General features: G+C 58.6%; 11 protein-coding genes and 1 pseudogene. 8 read left to right on the forward strand and 4 right to left on the reverse strand.

The features are described 5' to 3' along the window. A pseudogene (locus tag VAE48_RS04495) lies at positions 1 to 403 on the reverse strand (hypothetical protein); the annotation flags it as partial. A 132-nt stretch (positions 404 to 535) separates the two neighbouring features. Here VAE48_RS04495 and VAE48_RS04500 point away from each other — a divergent pair. Genes VAE48_RS04500 through VAE48_RS04510 form a run of 3 tightly spaced genes read left to right on the forward strand, consistent with a single transcriptional unit; the run spans position 536 to position 2,060 of the window. Then, the gene (locus VAE48_RS04500) at positions 536 to 1,186 is read left to right on the forward strand and encodes a TetR/AcrR family transcriptional regulator (RefSeq protein ID WP_322792127.1); all 651 of its coding nucleotides are present in this window, start codon (positions 536 to 538) and stop codon (positions 1,184 to 1,186) included. 55 nt (positions 1,187 to 1,241) lie between these two features. Continuing rightward, on the forward strand, positions 1,242 to 1,643 hold the full coding sequence (locus VAE48_RS04505) for a hypothetical protein (protein WP_322792128.1): 402 nt from the start codon (positions 1,242 to 1,244) through the stop codon (positions 1,641 to 1,643). A gap of 12 nt (positions 1,644 to 1,655) precedes the next feature. Continuing rightward, entirely contained in the window at positions 1,656 to 2,060 is a 405-nt protein-coding gene (locus tag VAE48_RS04510; protein WP_322792129.1) for a hypothetical protein, read from the forward strand. On the opposite strand, the gene VAE48_RS04515 is transcribed toward VAE48_RS04510, so the two are convergent. Further along, on the reverse strand, positions 2,008 to 2,493 hold the full coding sequence (locus tag VAE48_RS04515) for a GNAT family N-acetyltransferase (protein ID WP_322792130.1): 486 nt from the start codon (positions 2,491 to 2,493) through the stop codon (positions 2,008 to 2,010). The two genes, VAE48_RS04510 and VAE48_RS04515, sit on opposite strands and share 53 nt — an antisense overlap. 125 nt (positions 2,494 to 2,618) lie before the next feature. Between VAE48_RS04515 and VAE48_RS04520 the strand changes: the two genes are divergently transcribed. From VAE48_RS04520 to VAE48_RS04540, 5 genes are all read left to right on the forward strand, one after another. Beyond that, the gene (locus VAE48_RS04520; protein WP_322792131.1) at positions 2,619 to 3,107 is read left to right on the forward strand and encodes a GNAT family N-acetyltransferase; all 489 of its coding nucleotides are present in this window, start codon (positions 2,619 to 2,621) and stop codon (positions 3,105 to 3,107) included. 20 nt (positions 3,108 to 3,127) lie between these two features. Further along, a complete protein-coding gene (locus tag VAE48_RS04525) occupies positions 3,128 to 3,787 on the forward strand; it encodes a hypothetical protein (protein ID WP_322792132.1) in 660 nt (219 codons plus the stop codon). A gap of 120 nt (positions 3,788 to 3,907) precedes the next feature. Then, positions 3,908 to 5,077 (forward strand): DNA double-strand break repair nuclease NurA, encoded by a 1,170-nt coding sequence (locus VAE48_RS04530; RefSeq protein ID WP_322792133.1) that lies wholly within the window; start codon positions 3,908 to 3,910, stop codon positions 5,075 to 5,077. A 15-nt stretch (positions 5,078 to 5,092) separates the two neighbouring features. Continuing rightward, positions 5,093 to 5,707 carry a hypothetical protein gene (locus tag VAE48_RS04535; RefSeq protein WP_322792134.1) on the forward strand — a complete coding sequence of 205 codons (615 nt, stop codon included), beginning with the start codon at positions 5,093 to 5,095 and terminating at the stop codon, positions 5,705 to 5,707. Between the two features lie 18 nt (positions 5,708 to 5,725). After that, positions 5,726 to 7,450: a helicase HerA domain-containing protein gene (locus VAE48_RS04540; RefSeq protein ID WP_322792135.1), complete on the forward strand. Its 1,725-nt coding sequence runs from the start codon at positions 5,726 to 5,728 to the stop codon at positions 7,448 to 7,450. 374 nt (positions 7,451 to 7,824) lie between these two features. Here the strand turns inward: VAE48_RS04540 and VAE48_RS04545 are convergent, their stop codons facing one another. Then, positions 7,825 to 8,991 carry a M28 family peptidase gene (locus tag VAE48_RS04545; protein ID WP_322792136.1) on the reverse strand — a complete coding sequence of 389 codons (1,167 nt, stop codon included), beginning with the start codon at positions 8,989 to 8,991 and terminating at the stop codon, positions 7,825 to 7,827. Continuing rightward, a complete protein-coding gene (locus tag VAE48_RS04550; RefSeq protein ID WP_322792137.1) occupies positions 8,984 to 9,820 on the reverse strand; it encodes a hypothetical protein in 837 nt (278 codons plus the stop codon). Before VAE48_RS04550 ends, VAE48_RS04545 begins: the two co-directional genes overlap by 8 nt. Positions 9,821 to 9,949 lie beyond the last annotated feature (129 nt).

Below are 9,949 nucleotides of genomic sequence, written 5' to 3' on the forward strand. Positions count from 1 at the left end.
CGGTATCCAGCACGGCCGGGTTGCCCCCGGCGTCCAGCACATCCTGCCCGCGCTCCACGCTGACAGTTTCATAAACAGCAGCACCGTTTTCCAGCGAGGGCAGTTCTGCCAGGATGACCGGCTGCGGCTGATAGCCCGCCGTGTCCATCGGGCCGTCGTAAATCGCTTCCAGAATATTCCACATGGCGCGGGAGCTGCCGCCCCCATACAGGTAAAGCGAGGCCGGTTCCTGACCGATGCAGATGGTCAGTTCGCGCGGCGGGATGGGGGTTGGAGTGGGCGGGGGTGTTTCGGTCGGCAGGGGTGGGGTCAGGGTGGCGGTCGGCGTGTTCATCGGCCCGCCGCTGCAGGCAGCCAGCAGTGCAGTCAAGAGGATCAGCAAAAGAGGTTTCATCAGGCGCATGGTGAGCATCTCCGTGTGTGAAAACAATAGGATTATAAACGATAATTTTGAGAAAAAACCTTGACATGACCAGTTGGTCATGTTAGCATATGACCAACTGGTCATATTGGTTCGACAAAAGGAAAAGGCAACATGGTCAAAACCACTTTTCTCAATCTGGATGAAGAAAAGCGCCAACGGATTTTAGCAGCAGCGCTGGAAGAATTTTCCGCTCAACCATACGAAAGCGCATCCCTGAACCGGATTGTGGCGCAGGCCGGCATCCCCAAAGGCAGTCTGTACCAGTACTTTGAAGACAAGAAAGACCTCTATTTCTTTCTGATAGATGAGGCGGCCGAAGCAAAACTGGCCTTTCTGCGCCGCTGCGATTTGCCCGAAGGGAGTGATTTTTTTGAAGGTTTCGCCGCGCTCATGCTGTCCGGCGCCGAGTTTGATCTGAACTACCCGCAATACAGCCGTTTGCTTGGGCAGGCCTTCAACAGCCCTTTGGCAGAAGAAATTACGGAACGGTTGAAGGGTAAAAGTTTTGATTATCTGCATGATTTGCTCTTCACTGCCCGGCAGCAGGGCCGCATTCGCAGCGACCTGCCGCTGGACTTGATTGTCTTCACCCTGAATGCGCTGACCACTGAATTCGGTAAATATGCCGCCCAAAAGGCGGGGCTGAAGTGGGACGGTCGGATTTTTGACCCTCAACAGCGTGAAAGACTGCGTTCACTGGATTTAAAGGGCATGATTGACAATCTGATGCGCTTGCTGAAAGAAGGCATGGCTGCAAAATAAACCTGCGCATGGCGCAGACCGAAAAATTTGACAAATGGAAAGGTAAATCATCAAGATGAATTATTTTGAGGCACTGTCAATAGGATTTGGGCTGGTAATGATTCTGACCCGCCCGTTGATTCACCTCTTCCCCCAGCGCTGGGCGGATTTTGAGATGGATCGGGTTTACACCCGTCGGCAGCCCATTTGGGTGTGGCTGGCAGGCGGTTTTGGGCTGGGGCTGGTAGCCTTCACCTGGTACCGGCACTTTACGCACGGCGTGCCGTATTCGATTGTGGTCACACTGATCATCAGTCTGACGCTGGTCAAACTCTCGCAGGTTCTGTTCAACTACCAGCAATTCCGCGCCTTTGCCGAGCGGGTACTCAAGCGTGAACGCACGACCATGAATCTCATCAGCGTTGCAACCGCTCTGCTCGGATTGGTGCTGATGAGCATGGGCATCTGGCTCTATTGAGGAGGAAAGCACATGAATTACTTTTTGATTTTGGGAATCGGGATGGGTACAATTGCACTGCTGAAGCCGGTCTATATGCACCTGATTCCGTGGGACGAAAACCGCTTCATTGCCAAAGCCTACGCCGAAAAACGCCCGGCATGGGTGGCGGTGGTAGCGGCAGTGGGTTTACTTCTGGTAGCGTTGACGTGGTACCTGCATTTTACGGCCGGTGTCCCGCATTCAATCGTCATCTCCCTGCTCTTTTCACTGACCGCCATAAAGGGGTTGACTCTGCTGCTGGATTACCAGCGTTTTCAGCAGTGGGTAGCCGGCATGCTGCGCCGCGACGGCGGGAGGCAGATTGTCTGGGTGGATATCGGGGTCAGCCTGATTGGGCTGGCGATGATTGCCGTGTCGGTGTGGCTGTATGCCTGAGGATCATCACCCGCAGCCGGGCCAATGGGGAAATGAAACGGCTCAGGCTGCGGGTCAATTGTGCAATCCGCCGGAAATAGGGCGATAATTCGGCCGGGTTTTCGACCACTTCAAACCCAAAGCGGGCATAAAAGCCGGTCAGTTCGGCACGGCAGGTCAGGTAGAGCGGCGGCGGGTTTTCCTTCAGCAGATGCCGGATGATGGCGCTGGCTGCGCCCCGTTTTCGCCAGGCGGGCAGCACCACAATGGAAGCCAGCTCCCGCGAGCCGTCGCGGTGCGGCTTGACCTGACCGCAGCCAATCACCCGGCCGTCCTCATCCATCGCCAGCCAGAAACGCCGCCAGTTCAAACCAAACGGGTTGAGCCGCTCGGCGTGAATCAACCGGCGGATGACGGGAGCATCGGCAGCAGTGGCGCGGCGCAGTGTGATCATGGGTGAATGATTGTAATCGGCTGTTGAAGATTATATAATAAAAAATGGAAGCACTTGTCTGATTCACCTGCCGGCGGGGGCTGCGGCAGGATTGTCCATCGTTTGCCGGAAAGGAGGGGAAGGCGATGGACGCTGAGCTGGTTTGCACACTTGCCAGAGACGAGCAGATTGACGAGTTTCTGGAATTGCTGCGTTTGGATGCCGAGAATTACCTGATCCCCACCATGGAAGTGATGGGCTGGTCGTGGGCTGAATTCGCCCGGCGTGTGCGCGGGGTGGGACGGGTGTTCTGTGTCTATCAGGGCGAACAAAAAGTCGGCTGTTACTGGATCGAAGAGCGCGGCCGCATCCTCCACCTGCACGGGATTGTGGTGGCGCGCGCCTTTCAGGGGCAGGGGATCGGTTCGCGCATCATCCGGCGGCTGGCCGAAGAATACCGCGGGCGCATGGATGCCATCGAGTTGGGTGTGCACCAGTCCAACCAGCGCGCCAGGGCGCTCTACGAACGGCTCGGCTTTGAAGCGGTGCGGTTTTTGCCCGAAGTGGGTTTTACCATCATGCAGTTACCCCTCAAAACGGAACGCGCATCAGACCCGCTGCCGGGGACTGCTTAATCCATCTGTGGAGGAAGGCGATGATTAAGAAGCCATTCTTCTTCATTCTGCTGGGAGTTCTCTTGATTGGGCTGCTGAGCGCAGCGGGCTGCGGGGGCGGCGTCATCTCTGCGCCCCCCGCCAACCGGACGGAAACGCCTCTTCCCTCTCCGACGCCGACCCCCACACCGACTCTCCTGCCCGGCCCGGCTGCCACCCCGACAGCGCAAATTTCTCCCACCCAGCCCTGCAGCAATTTGGAGCTGGAACTGGACTATCAGCAGGTGCAGCAAGCCGAAGGTTTTTATGCTCTTTTGACCGCCAGGGGAAGCATTCCTCTCACCGTACAATTCCAGCAATCCCCCCCGCGCGTGGAAGGATTCGGCCAGGCCGAGGTGGGCGGCAACGGACATGCCGAAAATTGTTCTTGGATTTACACCGGTTTGCTTGAATACGATCTGCATGGGGATTTACTGCTCGACCGCCAGCCGCCGATCCTTCGCTTGAGCGGCAAGCGGGGCGCGCGCAACCTTGCCGCGATTGGCACGGAATGTTGGGGCGGTCAGCTTTCACCGGTCATTTCGGATGACATTCCCCTCTTTGAAATCGAGTATCGGGACACGGCAACTTTGAAGTATTCCTACGATATGCCCACCCTTCACGCCGAGGCGGTCTGGACGCTGCACTTTCGGTGTCCGTGACATGGTTTTCTCAAAGCTGCTTTTAGAGAAAGCCTTGAATCTTTTAAGATAAAGAGGTATTCTTTCCGTCCTTCTTCAGGTATAATATAAGACAAATGTTCGATATTCGAGGGCGGAAAGATGCCGGTTAATTACTTGCAAATTCAGGGACAAATTCAAGAAAAGTGCCAGCAGGCCCGCCAGAATCAGGCGGTCTATCGGGAGCGGCTGGAACAGGCCGCCGCCCTGCTCACCCGCTACGCCGCCGACCTCGACTTTTTGCGTCAGCGGGTGGAAGATGCGCAGCGTGCGGATGTTTCGCTGCGCTGTGCCGTGCCGCTGAATGAACGGCTGGATACCGCCGTCAGCCCCCCAAACCTTGCCCAATTACCGCTTTTACTGGCTGCCGACGGTTCACAAATCAACCCCAACCGCCACGATTCGGTCGAGTTTGCGGTCATCAACACCGGCATCTTCCGAATTTTACCGGCTGCCGACCTCACCCCCGGCGAAGAGGCCGAAACCCAGCTGTACCTGCTGGAGGACATCAACAACCCGGCTGCCCCGCTCACCGAGGAGGTGGTGGCGCTGCGCCGCGACCTGAACGAGCGCCGCCTGCTGGCAGACCGTGCCGGCCGCGAAACCACCCGCCCGGTCATCACATTAACCGACGGGCCGCTGGAACTGTACCGCGAACCACGCGAAAATCAACTGTTTCAGCAATTGTTTGGCGAGTACCTGAGTGTGCTGCAAAAAACCAGCCAGCAGGAAGCGGTCAGCGCGGGGTATGTGGATAAACCCGGCAGCGATCTGGTGATACGCCTGCTGGAACTGGCGGCTGATTCGCGCCTGGATGTGAAGGAAACAACCCGCCGGCGACCGTTGGGAGGCGTGCTGGATCGGGTCATTTTTGCCGGGCTGCTTGCACCCGGTCAGCGCAGCGCGGTGTTTGTTATTCAGTCATCCATGGCGGAGCGTTTTGCCGCCTTTGACCCGGCTCTGCAACCCTGTTTCTTTTATCTCAATGTTGGCATTCATCCCGAAAGAGCGTGGATGGCGAGGGTGGAAATCACTCGCGGTGTTGCCGAAAAACCTGCCCTGCTGGAGGCCCTCCATGCGGTTTTATTGCAGCAGTGCCGGCAGATGGGCAGCAAACCCTACCCCTACGCGCTGCACCGCGCTCACGAAATTGCCTTAATCACCCGCCTTGAAAAAGAACAGATTGAAACCATGATTGCCCGTGCCATGCGGGCGATGGGCTTAGAGGTAGGGGATAAAAGCGCCAAGCAGTATCATAAAGACAATCTTTAGGCAGGAGGCAGAAAGATGACGACCACTTCTCCATTACAAATCGGGCGGCTGCTGCGCTCCACCACCAGCGGATGCGTAATCGGCTGCCGCGCCAGCGAGTTGAACCTGCCGGTTTTTGGCGGAATGGTACGCATCCCCCTGGCCGATGGAACACAGATTTACGGCCTGATTCACAACATCCAAATTGATGATGATGGTTTGATCCGCCAGTTAATCACCAGCGACAATGTTCCGCCGGACGTCCTGCTGGACAACCGCAACAACCGCAACGTACCGGTCGAAATCGGTGTGATTTTCATCGGCTACGCTGAGAACGGCAGCATCAGCCACCTGCTGCCGCCGCGCCCGCCGCTCAGCCTGGATGAAATTTTCACCTGCACAGCCCAGGAAGTGATCGCCTTCACCGGAAGCGGGCGGTTCGGCTACCTGCGCCATATTTTGCGCGCCGAAGACCTGCCGCAGGCTGAACTGCTGGCGGCGCATATCCGTCAGGCCGGAATGTTCCACCGTGCCCAGGGCGATCCCGGCTGGGTGCAGTCCATTACCCGCGAACTGGTCACCTTGCTGCGCGATGATTACGACCGCCTGATGAGCGTCTTGAGCGCGGTTGGCGATGTCAACCTGCCTTAACCTTTGTTGGGAGGAAAGATGATGACAATCAACCCTGAAAATCCAACCGAGAAACCAGTGGGCTATGTCGTCGGCGGTAGCCTGAAAGATTCGCTCAGTGTACGCCTGACCGTACCGCCCCAAGAAATCAAGGAAGGCTCGTTTGTGGTCATCGAAAGCGGCGACTGGCGTTTTTACGGCACGGTGACCGACCTGCAGCTGGGCAGTACCAACCCGCGCTTTGCCGATGAGCAGAGCGAAACCCGCCTGCCGCCGCAGGTGGCTGCCCTGCTGCACGGGCAAACCCTCTTCACCAATTTACAGGTGCTGCCGGCGCTGATGCAGGAGGTTGGCCCCGACCCGGCATCGCCCGAATATGATGTATGGCGCGCTCAGCACGCGGATGACAGCGGTCTGCAGCCTCAGCCGGTCAAGACCGTGCCGGCCCATCATGCCCTGGTACGCGGTGCGCGCGCCGAGGATGTGGCCAACATCTTCGGCGAACCCAGCGAGCGCAATTTTGTCATCGGCTTCACCCGCGAACAGAACCTGCCCATTCCGGTTGACCTGGAAAAGTTCGTGCAGCGTTCATCGGGTATTTTTGGGGCAACCGGCACGGGCAAATCCTTCCTCACCCGCCTGCTGCTTTGCGGGCTGATTCAGTACAACAAAGCCTCGGCGCTGGTGTTTGACATGCACAACGAATATGCCTACGACGACATCGCCTCCGACACGCGCGAGATCATTCCGGGGCTGAAAAGCAAATTCGCCGCCCGTGTGCGCGTGGTCGGGCTGGGCAATGAGGCTTCCATTCGCGGTCAATCGCCGGATTTCAGCCTGACGCTGGCGGAAAGCGACATTCTGCCGGAAGATATCGAAATGCTGACCCGCGAGCTCAACCTGCGCGAAACCACCCCCGCCACGCTGGAGGCCTTGTGGCACAGTTTCGGCCGAAGCTGGTTCAGCGAGTTCAAGAAAATGCGCAACGGCGCAATGACGGAAGACCCGGATACCGGCAAAAAAGTTCCGGCAGCCGACAGCGTCGCCTTTTGGGCAAATCAGGCCGGGGTGAACGTCATGGCTGCCGAAGGTCTGCACCAGAAACTGACCCGGGTTTTTAACAAGCCCTACATCCTCCCCAACCCACCGCAGGACAGCCTGGCGGAAATCATCAACCTGTTGGCGAACGGCAAGCATGTCATCCTCTCCTTTGGCGACCATGAAACCGATCTGGATTACCTGCTGGTGACCAATCTGATCACCCGCCGCATCCGCGATGAATGGGAAAAGCGCACCAATGCCTACCGCTCTCACCCCCAAAAGAACCCCGAACCGCGTCCGCTGGTGGTGGTGATCGAAGAAGCCCACAAACTGCTCAACCGTGAAATGGCCGCCCAGACCGCCTTTGCCACCATTGCGCGGGAAATGCGCAAGTACTACGTCACCCTGCTGATTGTGGACCAGCGCCCCTCGCAGATTTATGACGAGGTCATGTCGCAGCTCGGCACGCGGGTTAGCGCCTGGCTGGGCGATGAAGCCGATATTGCCGCCGTGCTTTCCGGGCTGGCCGGGCGGGATGCGCTGCGCGGCATGCTGGCGCGCCTGCAGCCCAAAGAAGAAGCCCTGCTGCTGGGCTGGGGGGTGAGCATGCCGATTCTGGTGCGTTCGCGCCGTTACGATAACCGCCTGTTCGAGGAAATCCGCGGCGGGCAGCCGCAAGCGCGCGGCGCCGAAGACGCCATCCGCGAATTGTTTGGGGAGTGACACTCAACCACCCCCATTGTCCATTATCTGATGACTTACTCAAAGTACTTTAAAAAATCCTGAATTTTTGTTCCTAAACAAGTTTGGGGTCAATACAAAACCCGGATTGTGACAAAACGATCCCCACTTCCACCTCCCCCAATATCGCAAAAGCGATATTAGGGGAGGCGCAGGAGGGGGCCTTGGCTTTAGAAGTGGATGATCCCGAACGGGCGTTGATCAGCGTTTGCAGGCGGCGGTTTGATTGTCTTCGACTTTGAGAAAGCCGCACCCATTTTCCGATCTTTGCGTTGGGGCAGGAGTATTCTATGGTCAATGGTGAGAAAGTAAAACGCCGCGCCGTGCCGGTTTTTTACCTTCTGGCTTTTGGTTTCTCATGGCTGGAAGTGGTTTTCAATCCACCGTTGCAGGGTCAGGCAGGTTTGCGCCATGCGTTGGGCGTCCAGCAGGGACAGGTCATCCCGTAAAGTGTGGTAAGCGCGCCAGAAGGCGGGAGTGCCGCTGCTTTCAATGCCGGTGGCGCGGAAGCCGGCGCGCACAAACGGCGCAAAATCACCGCTGCGGCGGCGCGCTAGATAGGGGCTGGCATGCAGGTCGGCAGCCTGCAGCTGGCTGTTCAGGGTTGAGTCGGTCAGCAGCGGCTTCAGGCCCAGCTCGGCATGGTAAATCCGCAGGTTTTCCCCGCTGCCAACCATGTCCACGCTCAATACGCTGAGCGTTTTGGCAAGGCGTTTGAGCTGCAAAGCAGCCTGACGCGCACCGAACAGCCCGGCTTCCTCGGCGCCGGTGAAGAGGAAACCCACCCGCGGGTGAAGGTGCGGCTTGTCCGCCAGCCATCTGGCCGTTTCCAGCAGCACCGCCACGCCGGAAGCGTTATCGTTAGCGCCGCGCGTAAACGCGCCATCACTGCCGCGCTGGTCGTAATAATCCAGCCCGATGTAGGCCAGCCCGACCACGCTGATTAAGACGCGCAGCACACTCAGCAAAATGGGCGGAAGCGGCATCTGCAACACTGCCAGCGCGCCAAAGAAAGCGGTCATCCAGCCGGCGCGGCTGAGGACAGCATACCACTGACGGCGCAAGGCGTACAAAGGCCCTTCCACATACGGCAGGGCGCGGGCAGTATCCACGTGGGCAACCAGCAGCAGGCGGAGTTCTTCGGCCTTGCTGCCAGCGGGCAGACCCAACAGGTTTTGACTGCGGGCTGTGCACGGCAGGCGGTACTGCAGCCAAAGCCGAAAGTACGGCAGCAGCCCAACCCACAACGGGGCAGCCACCGCCAGCCAGGCGAACCCCGGCAGCAGCCAGACCGCCGCAATCAGCCAGATTGCCCCCAGGCTGTAATAGGGAAAAAAGGCCGGCAGGGGTGCAAAGGTAAATTCCTGCCATTCACAGCGGTAGCCCAAGCCGCCAAGTTGTTCGGCCAGCCATTGCTGGGTTTGCCGTTCTGCCGGGCTGCCGGCCGGACGCGCGCCGATTTTTTCGGTAAGATGCACGGCACTTTGGCGCAAGGCGGTCAGCAGCGAGGAGTTTTCAGGCATGTCGGCAGGCGGTCAGCACAAAGCGGTCGAGCGAATAGCGGAACAACAGGGGGTCGTGGCGGAAGGCGGCCCGGATGGGGATGCCTTCGGCTTCCAGCAAGGCGCGTTGGGCGTGGTGTTCGGCTTTGCCCTGGTTGACGATGATCAGCGCTCCGCCGGGCTGCAGGCTTTGCCAGGCGGCTCGTAGCAATGCCCTCGGCTGGAACAAATTGGCGGGCAGCCCCCATTTCAGGTGGTCTTCGGGAAAGACAAACGGAAACAGCATGAAAATCAGGTGAAAAGCGGCGGGTTGGGTGCTGAAGCCGCGCGGGATGTAAGTCACCCCCGTCAGTCCGCGGATATGTCCGAGGGCGTGATCGTAACGCGAGTGCAGGTCGGCATATACCCGGTAAGCGTCAATTTCATAGCCCTGCAGGTCAATCTGACGGGGGCGGGGTGTTTGCCACCAGCGCAGCACAGCCGCCAGCGCCTGCACATAAAACCAGTGGGAGGGGCCAACATCCGCAGCGCGGACGGTTTCGGGCAGGCTGATCGGAGTGGCTTCCAGCGCGCTTTCCAGCAGGTGGAGGTAAAACAGGTTTTCGCGGTAGTTGATGGGGGTGGTCTGGGCGGCAAAATCTTCCAGGTGGTAGGTTCGAATCAGCCGATCGGCCAGCGCCATGGCGCTCGGGCGGTCTTCGGCCGGCAGGGCGGCGAAGGGGTCACCCCTGAGCCGCGGAGCGATGCGGAAACCCGCCCGCTGCCAGCGGACCAACTGACGCAAGGGATAATCCAGCCGGTTGCGCGCATCCCGCAGCAGGTTGAGCAAAGAATTAAGCAGCCTAGTCATCCTAAAATAACGTGAGTTCGGGATAAGATCAAAACCTGGCAAGCAATGCCAATGACCCCCACCTGCACCTCCCCCAAAATCGCCCCTGCGATTTTGGGGGAGGCGGGAGGGGGGACGAAAATTCGAAAG

This window comes from Bellilinea sp. (genome assembly GCF_034432615.1).
Taxonomy (GTDB): Bacteria; Chloroflexota; Anaerolineae; order Anaerolineales; family Anaerolineaceae; genus Bellilinea.